At 58.9% G+C, this 19962-nt stretch carries 14 protein-coding genes; 9 read left to right on the top strand and 5 right to left on the bottom strand.

What is annotated here, in order from left to right:
- Positions 1–175 precede the first annotated feature (175 nt).
- The 6 genes from ftsH to cysC all read left to right on the top strand — a co-directional run bounded on the left by ftsH (position 176) and on the right by cysC (position 6060).
- The gene (ftsH, locus tag H6G07_RS21375) at positions 176–2017 is read left to right on the top strand and encodes an ATP-dependent zinc metalloprotease FtsH (protein ID WP_199312326.1); all 1842 of its coding nucleotides are present in this window, start codon (positions 176–178) and stop codon (positions 2015–2017) included.
- Positions 2018–2212: 195 nt separating this feature from the next.
- Positions 2213–2560 carry a hypothetical protein gene (locus H6G07_RS21370; RefSeq protein WP_073611186.1) on the top strand — a complete coding sequence of 116 codons (348 nt, stop codon included), beginning with the start codon at positions 2213–2215 and terminating at the stop codon, positions 2558–2560.
- A 101-nt stretch (positions 2561–2661) separates the two neighbouring features.
- On the top strand, positions 2662–3474 hold the full coding sequence (locus H6G07_RS21365) for a Nif3-like dinuclear metal center hexameric protein (protein ID WP_073611209.1): 813 nt from the start codon (positions 2662–2664) through the stop codon (positions 3472–3474).
- A gap of 203 nt (positions 3475–3677) precedes the next feature.
- Complete coding sequence (locus H6G07_RS21360) at positions 3678–3905, top strand: hypothetical protein (RefSeq protein WP_073611185.1); 228 nt, start codon at positions 3678–3680, stop codon at positions 3903–3905.
- A gap of 604 nt (positions 3906–4509) precedes the next feature.
- Entirely contained in the window at positions 4510–5454 is a 945-nt protein-coding gene (locus H6G07_RS21355) for a YihY/virulence factor BrkB family protein (protein ID WP_073611313.1), read from the top strand.
- Between the two features lie 54 nt (positions 5455–5508).
- Entirely contained in the window at positions 5509–6060 is a 552-nt protein-coding gene (cysC, locus tag H6G07_RS21350) for an adenylyl-sulfate kinase (protein ID WP_073611314.1), read from the top strand.
- 120 nt (positions 6061–6180) lie between these two features.
- On the opposite strand, the gene H6G07_RS21345 is transcribed toward cysC, so the two are convergent.
- The 4 genes from H6G07_RS21345 to H6G07_RS21330 form a co-directional block, all read right to left on the bottom strand.
- Positions 6181–6462: a hypothetical protein gene (locus tag H6G07_RS21345; protein WP_073611315.1), complete on the bottom strand. Its 282-nt coding sequence runs from the start codon at positions 6460–6462 to the stop codon at positions 6181–6183.
- Between the two features lie 152 nt (positions 6463–6614).
- Complete coding sequence (locus tag H6G07_RS21340; RefSeq protein WP_190740769.1) at positions 6615–9479, bottom strand: ATP-binding protein; 2865 nt, start codon at positions 9477–9479, stop codon at positions 6615–6617.
- Positions 9476–10783, bottom strand: a complete 1308-nt coding sequence (locus H6G07_RS21335; protein ID WP_073610559.1) for a P-loop NTPase family protein — start codon at positions 10781–10783, stop codon at positions 9476–9478. Before H6G07_RS21335 ends, H6G07_RS21340 begins: the two co-directional genes overlap by 4 nt.
- Before the next feature lie 342 nt (positions 10784–11125).
- Positions 11126–11755: a DUF1176 domain-containing protein gene (locus H6G07_RS21330; RefSeq protein ID WP_139297161.1), complete on the bottom strand. Its 630-nt coding sequence runs from the start codon at positions 11753–11755 to the stop codon at positions 11126–11128.
- A 378-nt stretch (positions 11756–12133) separates the two neighbouring features.
- Here H6G07_RS21330 and H6G07_RS21325 point away from each other — a divergent pair, with 378 nt between their 5' ends.
- Positions 12134–16144, top strand: coding sequence for a PAS domain S-box protein (locus tag H6G07_RS21325; RefSeq protein ID WP_073610561.1), 4011 nt, complete (start codon positions 12134–12136; stop codon positions 16142–16144).
- Between the two features lie 108 nt (positions 16145–16252).
- On the opposite strand, the gene H6G07_RS21320 is transcribed toward H6G07_RS21325, so the two are convergent.
- Entirely contained in the window at positions 16253–16831 is a 579-nt protein-coding gene (locus H6G07_RS21320) for a GNAT family N-acetyltransferase (RefSeq protein WP_242026925.1), read from the bottom strand.
- Between the two features lie 166 nt (positions 16832–16997).
- Between H6G07_RS21320 and H6G07_RS21315 the strand changes: the two genes are divergently transcribed.
- On the top strand, positions 16998–17891 hold the full coding sequence (locus tag H6G07_RS21315; RefSeq protein WP_073610563.1) for a class I SAM-dependent methyltransferase: 894 nt from the start codon (positions 16998–17000) through the stop codon (positions 17889–17891).
- 90 nt (positions 17892–17981) lie between these two features.
- The gene (locus H6G07_RS21310; protein ID WP_073610564.1) at positions 17982–19877 is read left to right on the top strand and encodes a GTPase family protein; all 1896 of its coding nucleotides are present in this window, start codon (positions 17982–17984) and stop codon (positions 19875–19877) included.
- The last annotated feature ends 85 nt before the right edge of the window (positions 19878–19962 follow it).

The following is a 19962-nucleotide window of genomic DNA, read 5'->3' as shown; positions in this document are numbered from 1 at the left end:
CCATGCTGGGCGGTCATTTCAAGACGAGAGGGTTAGACTAGTGAACAGCCCATCCGGTATCTGGCGATACTAGCGTCGGGTAAAGTTTCGCTGAGTTAAACCGTCTATGACCCTACGTTTTCCTGGTAAGCAGGCTGCCCTCCGCCCCCGCACTGGCGCAACCGCCACGGGTGTCATGACCATTGGCTGGTTTTTGCTGCAAACCCTGATGCCGCTGCCCCCCGCTCTGGCCCAGGCCGAGGGCGAGCCGGAAGGGCTGACCTATGGGCAGTTTTTAGAAAAAATTGAGCAGGGCCAGGTTGAACAGGTTGACCTAGACGAAACCCGAGGCATTGCCTACGTCACCCTAGAGGGGGCTGCCGAAGACGCTGAACCCGAACAGGTGGCACTGTTTGCCGGAGAGCGCAACGCCGAGCTGATTCGCCGCCTGCGCGCCAACGATGTCGATGTAGAAATTCGCGACTCGTCGAGCAGCGGTGCGCTGGCCTGGTTGGCTACCAACTCGCTGCTGGCGCTGATTCTGATTTTTGGGCTGCTGCTGCTGCTGCGGCGATCGGCGGCGGGGGCAGGCAACGCCATGAGCTTTGGCAAGTCGAAAGCCCGCTTTCAGATGGAGGCCAAAACCGGCGTCGTGTTTGACGATGTGGCCGGTATCGAAGAGGCCAAGGAAGAACTGCAAGAGGTGGTCACCTTCCTCAAGAGCCCGGAGAAATTTACCGCCATTGGAGCCCGCATTCCCAAGGGGGTGCTGCTGATTGGTCAGCCCGGTACGGGTAAGACGCTGCTGGCCAAGGCGATCGCGGGCGAGGCCGCCGTCCCCTTCTTCAGCATTTCGGGTTCTGAATTTGTCGAAATGTTTGTGGGTGTGGGCGCATCGCGGGTGCGCGACCTGTTCCGCAAGGCCAAAGAGAATGCCCCCTGCATTGTGTTTATCGACGAAATTGATGCCGTGGGTCGCCAGCGGGGCGCAGGTATCGGTGGCGGCAACGACGAGCGCGAGCAAACCCTCAACCAGTTGCTCACCGAGATGGATGGCTTTGAGGGCAACAGCGGCATCATCGTGATTGCCGCCACCAACCGGGTGGATGTGCTCGACCTGGCGCTGCTGCGTCCGGGCCGCTTTGACCGTCAGGTGGTAGTTGACCTGCCCACCTACAAAGGGCGGCTGTCAATTCTAGAAGTCCACGCCCGCAACAAAAAAATTGAGCCGGAGGTTTCCCTGGCGGCAGTAGCGCGGCGCACCCCTGGCTTTTCTGGGGCTGAGCTGGCCAACTTGCTCAATGAGGCGGCCATTCTCACCGCCCGCCGTCGCAAAGAGTCGATGGGCATGACCGAGATTGAAGACGCGATCGATCGCATCACCATTGGCCTCAGCCTCACTCCCCTGCTCGACAGCAGCCGCAAGCGCATGACCGCCTACCACGAGGTCGGCCACGCCCTGCTCACCACCCTGCTGACCCACTCCGACGAGCTGAACAAGGTGACGATTATTCCGCGATCGGGCGGCATTGAGGGCTTTACCCAGTCGCTGCCCAACGAAGACATCATCGACAGCGGCCTCTACACCCGCAACTGGTTGATCGATCGCATCACCGTGGCCCTGGGGGGCTTTGCCGCCGAGGCCGAAGTGTTTGGCGACGACGAAACCACCACCGGAGCCAGCGGCGACATTCAGCAGGTGAGCAACCTGGCCCGCCAGATGGTCACCCTCTACGGCATGTCTGAGCTTGGCCCTGTGGCCCTCGAAAGCATGGACAACCAGGTGTTTTTGGGCCGCAACTTGATGCCCCGCAGCGAGGTGTCGGAGGAAATGGCCAGCAAGATCGACGCCCAGGTGCGCGGTATTGCCCTCACCTGCCTCGATCGCGCCCGCAGCCTGCTGCGCGAGCACCGCGTCTTGATGGATCACCTGGTGGACGTGCTGCTGGAGCGTGAAACCGTGGACGGCGAAGAGTTTCGCCAAATTGTCAGCGAATACACCCAAATTCCAGAGAAGTTCTTGGTTAAAGCGGGCTAAAGCAGCCTGGGGCGCTCTGTCTCTACCTAAAGATGGAGTGCCGACGCTCTAATCTCTACCCCTTACCTCTGTCTGCGGGACGATTCGGTTGGGGTAGCCAAATCGCTATGAATAGGGAGCTTTGGCGAGTGGTGATGCGACCGGAATCACCAGGTCGCCGAAATAAGTTTTCCTACCCGATTTTGGAGACCGACCATGAATACCTTTTTTGCTGCGGCTATGGGCTGGGCACGCAACGTTGCGATCGCCCTTTCCTGCATGCTGGTGTTGCTGACCGCTGCCCCCGCGATGGCTAACAGCAGCACCCCGAGCAGCCCCGACCAGGGCACGGCCCCACTCAATGGCATTTACAACGAAGCTGAAAAAGCGGTGCAGCCTGAGAACGCCCTCGATGGCGACAAGATGATCGACCGAGCCAACCAAGGGCTAAACGAAGTGCAGAAAAATGCCGATGTCAACCAGATGAACAACCCCGCGAACTCTGGTCAGGCCACTTCGCCCATCGATAAAATCAAAAATGCCTTGAGCAATATGACCAAGTAACCCCACTCAACAGACCTTCCTGACGCCGTTGGTCAGGGGTAGCACGGTAGACTAGGAGGGTTTTCTCCTGGAGCTGGCTACCCCGGTCAGCGGTGTTTTTTATGGCCCTTGCGATCGCAGATCTGATCTCTAAACTCGAAGCCTGGGCCAACCCCGCCTGGCAAGAAGACTGGGACAACTGCGGCTGGCAGGTGCAGCCCGGCCTGCTCGACGAACCGGCCCACGTGCTGGTATGCCTCACCCCAACGCTAGCGGTGATGGCCGAAGCCCTCAAACTCCGCCAGCAGGGCGTGGGCGTGAACCTGATTTTGGCCCACCATCCGCTGATCTTTAGCCCGCTGAAGCGCGTCACCCAGGGCGACCCGGTGGGGGAAATGGTGCAACTGGCGATCGCCCACAACATTGGCATCTACACTGCCCACACCAACTTTGACCAGGTACAAGACGGCACCGCCGACCTGCTAGCCCAAGTGCTGCACCTGCAAAATTCTGAACCCGTAGTGCTCACCCAGCCCGGCCTTGGCTACGGGCGTGTGGGTAACCTCAACCCCGCCCTCAGTTTGCAAGGGCTGCTCGATCTCATTCAAGCTAAGCTCTCACCGCCGCGCCTAATCTATTCTCCCGCCGCTGACCTGGAACAAACTATCGACCGGGTGGCGGTGCTGGGGGGCAGTGGGGCCAGCTTTATGGGAGCGGTAGCCAAAACTGGGGCGCAGGCGTACCTGACCTCCGACTGCAAGTTTCACCAGTTTCAGGAAGGGCGCGATCGCAAACTAGTGCTGATCGATGCCGGCCACTACGCCACCGAGCGCCCCGCCTGCGCCCGTCTAGCGGAGATTGTGGGGCAGTGGGGTGCCCCCTGGGCACAGCTCAGCGACCAGGACGAAGATTTTCGCCAATTTTGGGGCAACTGAAGCCTCTGTCTCATTTCGAGGGTTATATAACGTCCCTTGGCTGAACTCTCAGCAGCAGCTCTGTACTTCTAGCCAGTTTTCCTCATCAAAATCTGCCCACTGATTGGGGCTTTTAGGCAGCGCCGTTACTTTGCCCCCTTGGAACCCTGATAAAGGATGGGGTAGTATCGGCAATAACCTTATGCGCTAGGAGGGCTAGGCTCATGTTCCATCTGTACTTTGGAGCGTTTGATATTGTGCTTTATTTGGCGGGCATCTACGCTGCTATGGCCCTATCCAAAGCCCTCTGCGACCAAATGGATGAAGCCGAAGCCACCCAGAACGTGACCACCACGGCTCCTCAGGTTGCCCCTATGCAGGCGATCGCCCCCCATCTCGTCGCCCCTGCCCCCAAGCGCGAATCAGTCAGCGTCAAAGTATCGGCGAACTGACGCCAGCCCAAGCAATCCATAGAGCAGCCATGTCTTTACAACCCTCCCGATACCTAAGTGCGGTGGGGCTAATTTGTGCAGCTCTTTTTTTGGCGTTGCTGATCAACGGTATGATTTGCCCCCCTAGCCCCCCAATTCTGGGGGGAACCGGACGACTTCAAAGCCCCCCAAACTTGGGGGGGTTGGGGGGCGATGCAGCAACTGTTGCTTTTGCAGATTCATTCCTCAATTCAGCAACGCTCTTTTTTTTCTGTAGAGGCCTTGCACTGCTTGTAATAGAGGAGAAACTGCCACAGTAGATCGTCTTTAGCATCAGTGATTTGACAGCATGGAGCTGTAGAGCTGGGAGCTAAAGCCCTAGCGGCCTATAGGCGTTGGCGTTCATGAAACATTTCGAAGGAAAGCCCCTCTGAAAGAGAATTGCCCCTAAACCGAGTAATTTTGTCCTTCGGTGCTCTACTTTTTGGGTTTTATGCCACTCTAGGTAGCTGGCACAACCCTCTAGCGAACAAATAGGGTCGGTAGAATGAGGAGACAACGGGCGCGGTTAGAGCATTGGCGACGCGCATGGTCACTGGCACACCAATGGATCAACAGCGCGGCTATGCTCGATTTCTTTAAATATCGAGTGGGGCAGTCAGCGTGGACCAAGCTGATTGGCCGCACCCTGATGAAGTGGCAGCAAGATGATTGCCTTGAGATGGGGGCTGCCCTTGCCTACTACGCCCTGTTTTCCATGTTCCCAATGATTTTGGTGTCGTTGAGTATTGTGGGCTTTCTGATTGGCCCCAGCACCGATGCCTATAACGCCGTGCTCCACTTTGCCCAAGAGACCCTGCCCCCCGACGCCTTTCCCCTGGTGCAGACCACCCTCACAGAATTTCACAACGGCAGCACCAGTGCCAGCATTGTCGGTTTCGGCATTTTGCTGTTTACCTCCAGCGGTTTTTTTGGGGCGCTCAGCCGCTCCTTCGATAAAATTTGGCACACCAAGCCCAGCCACCACCGCTTCGACGGCGTGGGAGAAGTGGCGTTTATCTTTTTATGGCGGCGGTTTCTGGCGTTTTTGCTGGTGATTGGGGCCACCAGCTTGATTTTTGTGTCGTTGCTTTCCAACATTGCTATCGACACCATCACCAAGATTTTGGAAGGGGTGAACGAGTGGGTGACGGTGCTGGCGATCGATCAGGTGCAGCTGCTGTCGTGGCTGCGGCTGGGCATCTCCTTCGTGACGCTGACCCTGGTAGTGATGGTGCTCTACAAAACCCTGCCCAGCACCCGTGTCGCCTGGCGAGACGTGTGGCTGGGGGCACTGCTCACCGCCATTCTCTGGCTAATTTTGCAGCAGTTAATCAGCAACAGTGTGATTAGCCTGGGCAGCCAGTTTCGCTCCTACGGGGTGGTGGGCGGGGTGATGGTGCTGATGTTGTGGATTTACCTCACCAGCCAAATTTTCTTCTTGGGGGGCGAGTTTACCTACGTCTACGCTCACCAATTCGGCAGCCGCAAGGGGCAGAAAAAGCTCACGGCCAAGGTCGGTGGCCAGTGAGAGGGATGGGCCAGTAAGTGGTTTAATTTATAGAGCAGTTTACGGAATGGGCCAATGGCGACAGCGCAGCGTGGAGTAACGATCTGGTTTACGGGGTTGAGCGGGTCGGGTAAATCGACCATTGCTCGGGCTCTGGAGGCCGAACTGCGCCAGCGGGGTTGCCAGCTAGAGGTGCTCGATGGCGACATTGTGCGCACTAACCTCACTAAGGGCCTGGGTTTTAGCAAAGAAGACCGGGACGAAAATATTCGCCGCATTGGCTTTGTGGCGCACCTGCTCACCCGCAACGGTGTGGTGGTGCTGGTGTCGGCCATTTCGCCCTATCGCGAAGCGCGGGATACGGTGCGCGATCGCATCGGTGACTTTGTCGAAGTCTTTGTCGATGCCCCCCTCAACATCTGCGAAGACCGCGACGTCAAGGGCCTCTACAAAAAAGCCCGCGCTGGCGAAATCAAGCAGTTTACCGGCATTGACGACCCCTACGAAGCGCCCCTCAACCCCGAGGTGCACTGCCACACCGATCAGCAATCGGTCGAAGAGAGCGTGGCCCAGGTGATCGACAAGCTTGAAGCCATGGGCTACCTAGCGGCGGCAGCGGTGGTCTAGTCGCTCTCTAGCGTTGTAGCCGTGATGCCCACTATTTCGTGAAAAATAGTGGGCATCGAGAGTTGACCAGTGCGGCATCAAGCCTTTGGAGGAAATTTGCTTCCCTGGCAGAGATTTGATTTACTCTACTCCAGAGACTTCTTCCAAAACGTCCTTCCGAGTGACGGCCCAGAAGATGCCAGCACTGCCTGGGGCTCTGAGCTTACAGGCCGGGCACTCACAGGTCGCGCCGCCCTCTACGAGATTGAGATATTTGATTTCTGCCTGAATAGAAACCTCGCTAATCGGCAGCCCCAGCATCTTTTTAATGTGGGACTCTAAGGGGCGACAGGCCCGGCGGGCATAGCCTTGCCCTGCTCGTTCAGAGTAGATAACGTAATCCGAAAGCCAGGTGTCATTCATATAGCAGCTCTATCAAGCGACTTTACATCTCCCTTGAGGAATAGATTAAGATTACGCCTTAAGGTAGATGTAAATCAATGGTTCCCCAAAAGAGAGTGATGTTCTCATTGGCCAAGTCGGCTTAAATGCTTGTCAATGGATAAGCTAAGCACCTAGTGCTGTCCCAGGGCTCGGCTGCGTCGCAGTTTGCTGAGCAAACGCGCAGGCGGTTCTCGGCGGGCGTAGCTGACTAGATAGTCATGCACCAGCTGGTAGCGATCGATGGGGATATCGGGCAGCAAAAACACCAGGCCTGAGCCGACCAGAATATCGAGCACCAGGTCGAGCTGGTCGGCTTGGTAAACGGCACCGCGCAGTTTGATTTCTTCTTCGATGTCTTCTCGGCTGCGCTGGGGGCGATAGGGGCGGCTGTCGCGATCGATGTCGGTGAGCAGGTAGAGCACCAGGCGGGCCAGATCGGCATTCTCAGCGCCGCAGTCGTCCACGACGGTGCCCAAAAAATTCTGCACCAGGGTCTCCTTGGGAGAATCGCCCAGGTCAAGGTATTCGGCTAGGGTGTTGATTTCCTGACGCTGGAGCTGAGCCCCCACCACCTGAAGCTCAATTGGGCGCACCTCGCCAATGGAGGTAGACAGGTCAGCCACCAACTGATCGATCAGGGCGGTTTCGAGATAGAAGTGGGCGTCGTCGGTGAGGCGACGAATCAAAAATTTGGCGTCGGTGGCCTTAAAGTTGCCCAGGTAGTAGCGGTAGTCGCGGCTGAGAATGTCGTTGTTGAGAATGTCGAGGTCAAAGCTGCGCTCAATTTCGAGCAGGTGGTGGAGGTAATCTTCGCGCAGGGACAGCACCACTTTGAGGTAAGGCGTGTTGAGGCAGTCGAGCAAGAAGGCGTAGAAGTCGCGGCGCTGGGTCAGCTCGACGGCATCGACAAAAAATTCTTCAAACTGATCAAAAATCAGCACGATTTGCCGATAGCTCTGCTCGGTGAGGCGCTTGAGGCGATCGCTCAGGTCGATGGGGTCGATGGGGGCCGCCGGGGGAATGCCGTCGCCGTCAGCCTCGTTTTGCTGCTGTAGGGCGCGGGCCACCGCCTGGTTGACCTCATCGGGCCAGTCGCGGTAGCCCCTGACCAGCACCGCCAAAGTCGATCGCCCCTCCGGAAACGACTTGGTCAGGGCGGGCATCAGCCCAGCGTAGAGAATGGAGCTTTTGCCCACCCCCGACGGCCCGTGGATAATCACCAGCGGATAGCGGGGCTGCTCAAGGCGATCGGTGAGGGCCTCGACATCGGTCTGGCGACCCGAGGACTGAATCTCGGTGGCTAGCAGCGTCTGGATGGAGCCACCACTCCGCAGGGACTCTTGGGGCTGAATTTCGCCCGCCCCAATGAAGGCGCGTAGCTTGAAGCGGGTATCGACCTGGCGCTGCTTGAGCTTGACCCCAAAGGCGGCGCGGTATTTTTTTTGCTCGTAGTACTGCTGTTGCAGAGTTTGCAGAATGTTGCGGTAGAGAGGCAGATCGGTTTTGGGGTCGGTGTAGGTGTAAGCCGCTTCGAGCAGGGTAGTGGCCGCATCGGGCTGCTCTTGGGCTATATACACCCGCCCCAGTAGAAAGAGGTACCAACCCCGCTGATATTGGTTGGCCATCGTCAGCGCCGAGCAGGATGACTCGGCATCGGGTTCGCCGGAGGCCCCGGCGGTGATGGCCCCAGCGATCGCCAGAATATTCAGCGCCCGCTCAGCGCTGGTTTTGGCGGTGGCGGCATCGCCCTGGGCCAGGGCCACTTCTGCTAAATAGCCATAATTGCGGGCTAGGCGAATGGGGTCTTGGCGGTGCAGGGTCAGCCCCTCCTGGGCGGTGCGGGCCAGGGCGGGCCAGGCCCCCAGTTTTTGCTGCACCTCCGCCAAGGCATGAATGAACTTGCCCACCAGGTCGGGCTGCTCCAGATCGCGAAAAATCCGCAGGCAGGCGGTGAAGTAGCTCTCGGCCTTATGGAGCATGCGATCGTAGACCACCCGCTGCAAGATGGCCTGGCTGCGGCAGGTGGCCCCGAGGTAGAAGAGCAGGACGGCTTGTTTTTGGCGGGGGGTGGGGGGTGGGGGGTGGGGGAGTGATGGGGGGACGGGGGGCGGGGGCAGGGCAGATTCAGACTGTTCTAGGGAATTTTGAATGTTGAATTTTGTTCGCGCAGCGTCTCCGGAGGAGAAACTTTGACGTATGGAATGGGCCGACGGCCCTGGGGAATTTTCGTTTTTTGATGGGCGGGTGGATTTTTGCCAGTAGGTGAGGCTTTGCTCGAAGTGGTAGCGGGCCACGTCGAGGTCGCTGCGGCTAAAGGCGTCGCGGCCCTTGAGAAAGTCGAGACTGGCCTTGAGTTCACCGTCGAGGGTGGCATGGGTTTGGGCGATGTCGGCCAGGGCAAACTCTAGCTCGGTGCGCAGGGTCGAACCGGGTTGGTAGTGGGTGGCTTCGGCAGGGTGGGGGCTGCTATCGCCCAGCGAGAGCATGGTGGCGAATAGATCATTGGCGTTGGCGTGGAGGGAGTCGATCAGCTCGCCGGGGGGATATTCAAAAGGAATAGGGGCGGCGGCAAAGCTCTTAAAGTCAGGGGCGTGGCGGTTGAGAATGGTCAGGGTATGGTCGCTCACCCACAGCACCACCGGAAACGGCAGCGCCTGGGGAAAAGCGTTGCGCCCCAAATTGGCGGCTTTAAACACCGCAGCGGCGTTTTGTAGATGCTCTAGGCCGGTCACCATCAGCGCCGCAGGCAGCGGGGTATCAGGGGGCAGGGACAAGGCCTGGAGTAGAGTCGTCACGTGGCTGGGCAGCGATCGCTCCACCAGGGGCGTATAGGCCTGCAAATGATCGACCATCAGCCGCTGCAAGCGCGAGTAGTTGCACCGAGCCAGCACCAGTGAAAAGCGGTTGGGTCTCAGGGTAATCGCCCGCTTTAGCTCAGTTAGGGCAGCTTGGTTGTGGGCCACAATATCGCTGATCCCTAGACGCTGGCCGCTCATGGGCGACTCTGCTGAGCCAGCCAGCTGCGGTAGCGATCGGTTTCGGCCAGCAGGGGGTTGAGGCCAAACCAGCGGCCCTGGGCGTCGCGATACTCGTACAAAAACAGGCTGCGCACCAAAATGTTGTAGTCTTCGTCGCCCTGCACATCCTGGCGAGAGACGGCCTGGAGCAGCAGATCCCACTCGTGGTCGCTGACGAGGCCCATTAAGCTATCGCGCTCGTTGCGAATCACGGCCTCTAGGGTGTCGCGCAAAAAGGGCGGGTCTTGCTTGCGCAGGCAGCCATCCAGCAGGCGAATCAGGTTGCGCATGTGGCCACCGCTCACCTGACAGAGGCGATCGAGGGTGGCCAGCTCGTCGAAGATTTCTCCTACCGCATCAATGCGCTGGTTGACGTTGAAATCGGGAAAGGCGCGAATCAGCACCATCTGCCGCAGCAGCGCCATACCCGCCTCGTCGGAGTTGCCCTTGCGGTCTTGCATCGGCACCATGGGCAGCACCATCGGGTTGGTGCCAAAGCGGTTTGACAGCCGCACCAGGTCATTCGAAAACATCAGCTCTAGGGGAATGGTGTAGACCATGTGGCAGTCGAGCTGCCTGAGCTGCTCCCCCCGGTCGACAAAAATATATTCTGACTGGAGCCGTCCCTGGGAGCGAGGGGCGCTGTCGATGCGATCGAGATTATCCATGATCACTACCAGGCGATTTTTGCCCTGGGCCTGGAGGCGATCGTTGGCAGGGGTGAGCAGCTCGTCATTGATGGCGGTGATAATGCTGCGGGTGCGCGGCTCCAGGTATTGCCTGAGCTGGCTGCGCATGTCGGGGCTCTGCTTGGCCGAGGCCGTGATGCTGGCTATGCCCGCCGAAAAGCTCACGTCGGAGATTTCCATGGGGGTGCGCAGGGTATCGGCCAGGTTTTGAAACAGCCCTTGCAGATAGGTGGGCCGGGTAGGAATGCCCAGCTTGTCGAGGTGCTCACTGATGTTGTGGGCAATGCTGAGCAGAATGTCGGAGATTTCGACATCGGCCATCTCTAGGTCGCGGTCTGACTCAAAATAGACCACCTCGTAGCTGCGCCGCACCAGAGCATCCTGAAGGCGAAAGAGTTCTGTCGACTTGCCACAGCCGATATGGCCGGTAAAGAGCTGGGTGGTGGGGCGGTTGCGGGCTAGACGAGCAATTTTGCGCTCTAGCTCTTGAACGATGTCGCCGCCGCGCACGGTGGAGAAGTCGATGTAGTAGCGCTTGCCCCGCAGCGGCTGGGTGGGGTCGCAGGCATCGTAAAACTGCTGTAGATCCAGCATGGGCAACGGTTGTAGGATTGCCCCTAGGTTAGCGCAAGGGTCGGAGGGCGAAGGTAAAGCTTTGGCGACGGTTATTTTAGTGCCGCTGCGCAGAGTTCAAAGTGAAAAATCCGGCGTTGCTGATCAGCGGTACGATTTGCCCCCCTAGCCCCCAATTCTGGGGGAAACCGGACGACTTCAAAGTCCCCCAAACTTGGGGGGGTGGGGGGCCGATGCAGCAACTGTTGCTTTTGCAGATTCATTCCTCGATTCAGCAACGCCAAAAATCCTTAGGGAACAGGTATTTTAGGCATTTTGAACAGTAGGGTTATGGCTGTCGCAGCGGACTGGCGCTCAATAGGTTTAGGGGTAGATCTGGGGGTAGTCAGCGGGTTCGAGAAGCTCGCCGGGCGAGTCGCTGCACGCTTGATAGCGGAAGGTTTCTAGCGCTAGCTCGTCTCCCGTCCAGCGGTAGTCGGCCAGCGAGCCACAGTCGCCGATGCCGCGCGCCTTGCTGAACACTGTCAGCAGCTCTTGCTCAGGGTCAAAGGTGGCTAGGCCAGCCACGGTGCCCTCGCTGGTGCGCACAAACTGCCCGGTTTCATCGGGATAAAACCCATCGAGCGCCAGCGGCTGCCACGAGCCATCGGGCTGGTAGGCGATGTAGGCGTAGACCGACTGGTAGGCGGCGTTGGCGCAGACCAGCTCCACCAGGGCGCGATCGCCCACCCGATAGACCCGAGATTCTGCCTGGGCGACCTCGGGCTGGTAAAACCCATTGCAGAGGTCGAGGCTTTCGACCTGGTCGTAAACGGTTTGCAGAATTGCCTCATCCGCAGGCAGGCTGCCCTCGCTATTGGGGTCTGCTCCAGCACCCGGCTCCGTTGGGGCTGGGGTTGATGCCTCGGGGTTGGGGGCAGACGGCGTGTTGCAGCCAACGATCGCCATCATCACCAAAACCGCCATTATGCCCTGGGCTTTAAGCTGTCTCACTCGGTGCTCCTCAGCGCGATCGCCAATTGGGTTGCCATTATCCTATTTTGCTAGCATTCCCGTCTTGGTAGTCGCTAACTTTGATAGCCGCGCACCCCCAATCTTTCTTTAGCGGTAAGCACAAGCTCTAAAGTAACGTCTGCGGGTGGATTAACGCGATCGGAAAAAGCCGATAGAATCTGAACAAAATTACCTAGCCCCTGGAATTCCGAAGTCTATGCTGTCAATCCGGATGCCCTATCCTTCTCAATTGCAGCCGGAAGCGGGCTACCTCGTTTGCGCTCTAGGGCAGCTTGAAGAGTGTATTCAGAAGCCGTTTGCCGTCGATTTAGGAGTAGACCTTCACACCTTGGAGCGGCGGGGGCATCACTCCCTATAATGGCAAACCCCAATGGCTCTACAGGGCCAACCCACAACCAGCGCACCGTTCTCGTTCTAGATCGGGTTTACGGCAGAGCCGATATCTATCAGCAGCTCTTGCAGCAGGGCGAACTGACGTATCAAGTGGTGGCTCAGCTGTATGACGGCCCAATCCTAGACTTGTGTGAAACCCAGCAAGTCCATGGCATTCTTCTCGAATCTCACTACCCCGACAGTCGCAGTTTTGAGCTAGTGCAACAGCTCAAGGCCCAGCTGCACCATCGGTGCCCGCCCATCATTGTGATCGGCGAGAACGATGCCAATGCAGCCATCCAAGCGATGAAACTGGGGGCGATCGACTATCTGTGCCGCAGTGAGTTTACCGTCGATCAGCTCCAGCGGGCTCTCGATGCCGTGATGCCCTGCGCTCACCCAGTCACTTACCCTAGAGCGCAGGATCGAGAACGGTTTCTTGCCATAGGGTCAGATTTGCAGGCGATCGCAGGCTACGACGGCTATTTTCGCTGGGTGAGCCCCACCTTTGAACATGTGCTGGGTTGGACGACCGCCGAAATGACCGCCCGTCCCTGGCTCGATTTTATCCATCCAGAGGATGCTGCCCCCTCGATCGCAGCGGCAGACACCCTGCTCTCCGGCAGCGAAATTTTGGCCTTTGAAAACCGCTATCGCCACAAAGACGGCACCTATCGCTGGCTGCGCTGGCGCTGCCAACTGGATGTTGAGCAGCAGGTGAGCTACGGCACTGCCGTTGACATCAGCGCTCTCAAGCAGTCTGAGGCTGCCCTCGACAACAGCTATGACGATCTTGTTGAGCAATCGCACGTTTTTGATGCCATGCTTTCGGCCATCAGCGATTTTGTTTACCTCTTCGATCGCCAGGGCCGGTTTGTGTTTGCCAATCAACCCCTGCTCGATCTGTGGGGGCTGTCGTTAGAAGATGTTGTCGGGAAGAACTTCTTTGACCTCAATTATCCTGAGGCGTTAGCGGCTAAACTTCAGCGGCAGGTTGAGCAGGTGTTTACCACGGCTCAACCCGTCAGAGATGAGGCCCCATATACCAGTCCGACCGGTACCAGTGGCGTCTACGAGCACATCTTCACCCCGCTGTCTGACCCAGACGGCTCAGTGCAAGCGGTGGTGGGCTCGACTCGCAACATCACCGAACGCCAGCGCACCGCCGCCTTACTGCAAGCCAGCGAAGAGCGGTTTCGCCTGATGGCTGATACGGTGCCAGAAGTAATCTGGATTACCGACGCGGCGGGCCGAGTCGAGTTTGTCAACCAGCAGTGGAAAAGATATACGGGGGCTGACAGCGAGCCGACCACAGCGGTAGAGGCTCTGATTAGCTGCGTTCATCCAGACGACATCACCCTGACGCTGAACACATTTAATCGAGCGCTGGAGAGCGGAAGTTTATTTAAGGCTGAGCACCGCATTCGCTCTGAGGCTGGCTTTTATCACTGGTTTTTGATTCAGGCCGAACCCTACCGCGATCCGCAGACGGGCCAAATTGTGCGCTGGTTTGGCACCCTGGTCGACATCCACGATCGCAAATTAGCCGAAGCTGCCCTCAGCGCCTCGGAGGCCAAATATCGATCGCTGTTCAACTCCATGGACGAGGGCTTTTGCATCTTGCAGGTGATCTTCGACGACCAAGATCGGCCCATCGACTACCGCTATATCGAGACCAACCCCGTCTTTGAGCGCCAGTCGGGGCTCGTCAACGCCCTCGGCAAGACTATTCGCGAGCTGGTGCCCAATATCGAGCCCTTTTGGTTCGACATCTACGGTCGGGTGGCTCTCACTGGCGAGCCCATGCGCTGCGAAGACCACGCCCAGTCGATGGGTCGATGGTTTGACGTCAACGCCTTTCGCGTCGGTGCTCCCCACGAGCGCAAAGTGGCCGTGCTTTTCCAAGACATCACCGGGGCCAAAGAGGCCGAGGCCCGGCTGCACCGAGCAGCTAAACTAGACGCGTTTCGCGTTACCCTGGCCGATGCGCTGCGGGTGCTGAGCGACCCCATTGAGGTGCAAGCCACCGCCTGCCGCCTGATTGGCGAAGAGTTGAATGCCAACCGGGTCTATTATTACGAATACAACGAAGCTACCCTCATCGGTACCGTTTACGATGACTACAGGCAGGCTGGCGAGCCCAGCCTTGCGGGAGTTTACCATTTTGATGATTTCTCGACCGTGCATACGCTGCTGCGCACAGGGCATCCGCTGCTGCTGGACGACTTGGCCAACACTACTATGCTCACCTCAGCCGAACAGGCCCGGTTCAAAGTACTGGGTATAGAAGCCCTGGTCTGTATTCCTCTGGTCAAAGACTACCAGCTCGTCGCGGTGTTCAACGTCGGTCATGCTGTCCCCCACGACTGGACGGCCCTTGAAATTTCGCTGATTCACGAAACTGCCGAGCGCACCTGGGCCGCTGCCGAGCGCGCCCAGGCCGAAGTGCGACTGAGTCAAAGCGAAGCTCAGTTTCGCCTGCTCGTCACCGCTAGCTCAGACACGCTCTATAAGATGAGCGCCGACTGGAGCGAGATGTACAGCCTTGATGGCCAGGAGTTTTTGCCCAGCACCGATCGCCCCAATCGCTCGTGGCTAGATACCTACATTCCTGAGGGCGATCGCCTGCGAGTGCAGGAGGCCATTCAACAGGCCATTGGCGACAAGCGCCCCTTTGAGCTAGAACACCAGGTGTTTCGAGCAGACGGCACCGTGGGCTGGACCGTGTCGCGGGCGGTGCCGCTACTCAACGAGCACAACGAAATTGTGGAATGGTTTGGCGCAGCCAGCGATGTCACCGAGCGCAAGCAGCTACTAGAGCGAGAGCAGACGGCGCGGGAAAATGCAGAGCGGGCCAACCGCACCAAGGACGAGTTTTTAGCGATTCTCTCCCATGAACTGAGGTCGCCGCTCAACCCCATTTTGGGCTGGGCTAAACTGCTTCAGACCAATCAGCTCGATGCTGCCAAGACCCGGCGCGCGCTGGCCACCATTGAGCGCAATGCCAAGCTGCAAACCCAGCTAATCGACGACCTGCTCGATGTGGCTAAAATTTTGCGGGGCAAGCTGGAGATTAGCGACATTGCCATCGACCTGGCTGCGGTAATTGAGGCCTCTATCGATGTGGTGAGAACCGCTGTGCAGGCCAAAGCGATCGCGCTACACCCCACCCTAGCCAAAAACTGCCTGGTCAGAGGCGATAGCGCCCGCCTTCAGCAGGTGATCTGGAATCTATTGTCTAACGCGGTCAAATTTACGCCCCAGGGTGGCCAGATCGACCTTTGTCTTGCCTCAGTGGATGGCTGCGCCCAGGTGACCATTACCGACACCGGCAAGGGCATTAGCCGCGAATTTTTGCCCCAGCTATTTGACTCGTTTCGCCAGGAAGATGTGTCAATTACGCGCCAGTACGGCGGGCTGGGGCTGGGGCTGTCGATCGTCAAATACTTAGTTGAAGCCCACGGCGGCAGCATTGTCGCTGATAGCCTGGGCGAGGGGCAGGGGTCAACCTTTACCCTGCGGCTGCCGCTGATGACCAATGCCACCGTGCCGCCCCAAAAGGAAGCTCGGCTGCCCACCGTCATCGACCTAACGGGGGTCAAAGTGCTGGCCGTAGACGACAGCCAAGATAGCCTCGACTTAATCACGACGGTGCTGAGTCAGTATGGGGCCGAGGTGCGAGGCGTTGCTTCGGCCCACGAGGTTTTGCCCCACTTGACCCATTTTGAGCCCGATGTACTGGTGTGTGACATCGCCATGCCTGAGATGGATGGCTACGCCCTGCTGCAACAAATTCGCCACTTACCGGCTGAATATGGCAGCCAGGTACCGGCGATCGCCGTGACCGCCTTTGCCCGCGAGGAAGATCGCCACCGCGCCCTGGCCAATGGCTTTCAGCACCATATGACCAAACCCATCGAGCCCGACAAGCTGCTGCTGGCGGTGACGGAACTGGCCATGGCTGGCCGCATCGCTCACCGTGGGCCGTTGGCGTGAGGCGATCGCCGCGCCCTAACGATGCGGTAGATGGGCTGGCACTGGCGGTCTGGTATCGGCGCTAAGACGCATTCGAACCCCTCACCTTTTTTCTGAGCCGACCCCAGATCAAGTCGCTTCGCTGGCGGCTGAGCCCAGCTCCTTCTTTAGCAGAACGGCCTCAGGATAATAGCCAAGGGATTGATATAGGGCCTGGGCCGCTGGGTTGTCGCTAAATACCTGGAGGCTAATCTGTCTGTGCCCCTGCTGCTGCGCCCACCGATGGGCCACTGCGAGTAGGGCCGTGGCAATGCCTTGCCGCCGATGCTCGGGAGCAACGTAGAGCATCAGCACGTAGGGGTGCAGAACGCCGCTGCGCTGATCGGTCGCTTGCCCTAACCAGATCGCTCCTACTGGTGAGGCGACTGAACCAGCGGGAGCATCCACATCCACCCACCAGAGGGGTGTCTCTCGACCGAGGTAGCGATCGACTGTGGCCGCAATGTGGCTTGTCGGTAGGTGAGGGTCAAGCTCGCTATAGGTGCGCTCCATAAATTTGACTACGGTGGTGCGATCGCGACTGGAGCCCGAGCGTAGTCTATAGCCCGGCAACGTAAACGAGATCGCCTTCCCCTCGTGACCCATCGTGTTTACCCCATGCTTGACGTTGGCCCTATCTATTGTGGGTAATGCGGTAACACGCTTCATAGGGCGGCTGGAGGATATTGGGCTTGCCATCGCTGAACTTGGGCGATTATTGCTGCCTGCGTTAACCTGCCTGGGCTGAACAATTAGCAATCGCTGCTTTTTTCCTGGCCAGAGCAAAACGAACTTGTTACGCTGAGGGGAGTTTGCGCGGCGTTGATATTGACCTATGACAACCCAGTCTAAAACCCTGTTTGAGCAGTTCCTCGCGCCGATCTTCTCGCACCTAGTCGATCGCGACGCTCTGATTCGCCTGCGCGACAGCATCGACTGGGAAGCCGGGGTGGCCCAGTTCACCAATCCCCAGGTGGTCTACCCCAACTACTACAAGACCAGCAACTTCCACGGCATTAAGAACGGCTACCTGAATGTTGATGCCGCCCTCACCTATGACCCCATTACCCAATACGTACTGCCCCCCGGCGAAACCTGGGTGCGCGAGAGTCTGATCAAGGCTGTCAACGGCGAGCCTCGGCGGATTTTAGACCTGGGCTGCGGCACAGGTACCACCACGCTGATGCTGAAGCGCCGTTTTCCTAACGCTGAGGTGATGGGCCTCGACCTGTCGCCCCAGATGTTGGTAATGGCCGATCATAAAGCCCAAGCGGCGGCGATAACTGTGGCCTTTCGCCACGGCAACGCCATGGCCACGGGGTTGCCCGCTGCCTCGTTCGACGTGGTGTGCGCCACGCTGCTGTTCCACGAAACGCCCCCGGCGGTAGCTAAAACCATTCTCTCGGAAGCCTTTCGGCTGCTGACCCCCGGTGGACAAATGCTGGTGCTTGACGGCAACCAGCGCACCCTGCGGGCTAGCGACTGGCTCAGCACCATTTTTGAGGAACCCTTTATTCGCGACTACGGCCAGGGCAATGTGGATGCCTGGCTGGGCTATGCCGGATTTGAGCGGGTGCGCACTGAGGATGTGTTTTGGCTCAACCAGCTAAGCCATGGCCGCAAGCCGCTGCCAGTGGCGGATCGTATAGAGCAGCCAGAGGGCGATTCCGCAGCGGAGCGCTTCGCGAAGCGCCAGTCCGATGACCTGCCCCTCCCCCAGCCCGCCTAGCGACAACTCAGCGATCGTTCGGTGATTTATGCCCTAGGTTTAGGTGAACCCTGCTTACACTAAAGACGTTGGATAGGTAGGGATAGGGCCATGGTGCGACTTCAAACCTGGCAGTGGGTGGTGCTGGCGCTGCCCGTAGTGGCGATCGCCGGATTCATTCTGACCGCAGCAGGCGCGCAAATTCACGCCTGGGGGCTGAACTGGATCTGGGGCGTGATTGTCCTGATGCTGGTGCTGTGGCGGAGGCTGCTGGCCCGCTGGACTAAGCCCGTATTTAAGCAAGTGGAAGAAGCGCTGGAGCAGGTTCAACAAGAGCTGGATGAAGCGACCGAAGCAGAAGCCCCGGTTGGCATTCCTAACGCTGCATCTGCCGCTGCCGCCCTAGAAGACATTCTCGTTGCCGCCCAGCAAGACCCTCCCCTGTGGGAAGACTGGAACCCCTTTTGGGAGCGCTGCCGCGAGGTGGTGACGGCGGTAGCCCAGGCCCACCATCCCGGCGTCAAGTATCCGCTGCTCAACATTTACCTGCCCGATGCCTATGGCCTGCTGCGGGGCACCGTGGACGATGTCGATCGCTGGATTGACACCCTCACCCCGGTGCTAGGCCAGGTGACCGTCGGCCAAGCGGTGCAGGGCTACGAGGTCTACCGCCAGGTCGAACCCTCGGCCCGCAAGCTCTGGCAGGCGTGGAACTGGGCGCAGTGGCTGCTCAACCCCGCCGCCGCCGCCGCCCGCACCCTTAGCGAACCCACCAACGCCCTGGCCAACCAGCAGCTCTTGGGCAATTTGAATGCGCTGCTGCGAGAGGCCACCCTGCGAAACCTGTACCGCCAGTCGGTGGCGCTCTACAGCGGCGAACTGCCGACTTTGCCTGGCCCCAAAAAACCGCTGCCCACAGCCCAAACCCAGACCCTGCGGGAGATTCTCGACCACGCTGAGCCAGTGAATGCGGTGGCCGAAAAACCTGTCAACATTTTGCTGGTGGGGCGTACTGGGTCGGGCAAGAGCAGTGTAATCAACACGCTGTTTGACGCCGATTTGGCCGAGGTCGATGTGCTGCCCAGCACCGACACCATTAGCACCTACCGCTGGCAGGGCGACGCGGGCGAAACCCTCACTCTGTGGGATTCCCCCGGCTACGAGCAGGTCGATCGCACCGACTACCGCAACCAGCTGCTCGACTGCGCCCGCGAGGCCGACCTGCTGCTGCTGGTCACCCCTGCCCTCGACCCGGCCCTGCAAATGGATGCCGATCTATTGCAGGATATGCGTCAAGAAGTGCCCGATCTGCCCGCTATTACCGCTCTGACACAGGTGGATCGGCTGCGGCCCCTGCGGGAGTGGCAGCCCCCCTACGACTGGCAATGGGGCAGTCGCCCTAAAGAAGTCTCTATCCGCGAAGCCACCCGCTACCGGCAAGAGCAGCTGGGGGAATTGTGCGATCGCATCCTGCCCCTGGTCACCCGCAACACCGATCGCCCCGGGTGGAACGTCGAGGCCCTATCTACTGCCCTAGTCGAGCTGATCGACCCCGCCAAGGAGCTGCGGCTGGCCCGGTTTTTGCGCGATCGCGAGACTAAGATCACGGCTGCCGCTCGCCTGATCAATCGCTATCGCCTGCAAATGAGCACCACCCAAGGGGTGACCGCCTTTCTCAAAAGCCCCGTGCTGAAATTTCTCGCCACCCTCACCACCGGCTCCCCAGCCTTGGCCTACCTACTGGCCGAGCAGATTCCAGTCGAGCAACTGCCCGTGGTGCTGGGCAAGCTCCAGCTCGCCTACGACCTGTTCAAGGTGATTGGCCCCGACCAGGTGCAGCTCGATTTGCTCGCCCTGTGGCCGCTGCTGCTCGACCACAACGACCAGCCCGATCGCGCCGCCTGGGCCTTTGGCCACGCCATGGTCGAATATTGGAGCCAGGGGCTGGCGATCGCCGACACCCGCCAGCGAGTTGAATACTACCTCGGGCAATACGACACCCGCTGAACCACTATTCCTGCTGACCCACCTCTGAGTTGATGAAGAGACCTGACGGCGGTGGTAAATTGAAAGCGCTTCCGTTGCCCCCTCA

Origin of the sequence: Phormidium tenue FACHB-1052 (assembly GCF_014696675.1) — a bacterium.
Lineage (GTDB): Bacteria > Cyanobacteriota > Cyanobacteriia > Phormidesmidales > Phormidesmidaceae > Nodosilinea > Nodosilinea tenuis_A.
The sequence above is the reverse complement of the archived record's forward strand: the minus strand, read 5'-3'. Positions and strand labels throughout refer to the sequence as shown.

Excerpts from the sequence above, each read along its gene's own strand:
- H6G07_RS21340 (WP_190740769.1), bottom strand. The coding sequence starts at position 9,479 with ATGAGCGGCCAGCGTCTAGGGATCAGCGATATTGTGGCCCACAACCAA.
- ftsH (WP_199312326.1), top strand. The coding sequence starts at position 176 with ATGACCATTGGCTGGTTTTTGCTGCAAACCCTGATGCCGCTGCCCCCC.
- H6G07_RS21320 (WP_242026925.1), bottom strand. The coding sequence starts at position 16,831 with ATGAAGCGTGTTACCGCATTACCCACAATAGATAGGGCCAACGTCAAG.
- H6G07_RS21370 (WP_073611186.1), top strand. The coding sequence starts at position 2,213 with ATGAATACCTTTTTTGCTGCGGCTATGGGCTGGGCACGCAACGTTGCG.
- H6G07_RS21365 (WP_073611209.1), top strand. The coding sequence starts at position 2,662 with ATGGCCCTTGCGATCGCAGATCTGATCTCTAAACTCGAAGCCTGGGCC.
- H6G07_RS21310 (WP_073610564.1), top strand. The coding sequence starts at position 17,982 with ATGGTGCGACTTCAAACCTGGCAGTGGGTGGTGCTGGCGCTGCCCGTA.
- H6G07_RS21335 (WP_073610559.1), bottom strand. The coding sequence starts at position 10,783 with ATGCTGGATCTACAGCAGTTTTACGATGCCTGCGACCCCACCCAGCCG.
- H6G07_RS21355 (WP_073611313.1), top strand. The coding sequence starts at position 4,510 with ATGCTCGATTTCTTTAAATATCGAGTGGGGCAGTCAGCGTGGACCAAG.
- cysC (WP_073611314.1), top strand. The coding sequence starts at position 5,509 with ATGGCGACAGCGCAGCGTGGAGTAACGATCTGGTTTACGGGGTTGAGC.
- H6G07_RS21325 (WP_073610561.1), top strand. The coding sequence starts at position 12,134 with ATGGCAAACCCCAATGGCTCTACAGGGCCAACCCACAACCAGCGCACC.
- H6G07_RS21315 (WP_073610563.1), top strand. The coding sequence starts at position 16,998 with ATGACAACCCAGTCTAAAACCCTGTTTGAGCAGTTCCTCGCGCCGATC.
- H6G07_RS21345 (WP_073611315.1), bottom strand. The coding sequence starts at position 6,462 with ATGAATGACACCTGGCTTTCGGATTACGTTATCTACTCTGAACGAGCA.
- H6G07_RS21360 (WP_073611185.1), top strand. The coding sequence starts at position 3,678 with ATGTTCCATCTGTACTTTGGAGCGTTTGATATTGTGCTTTATTTGGCG.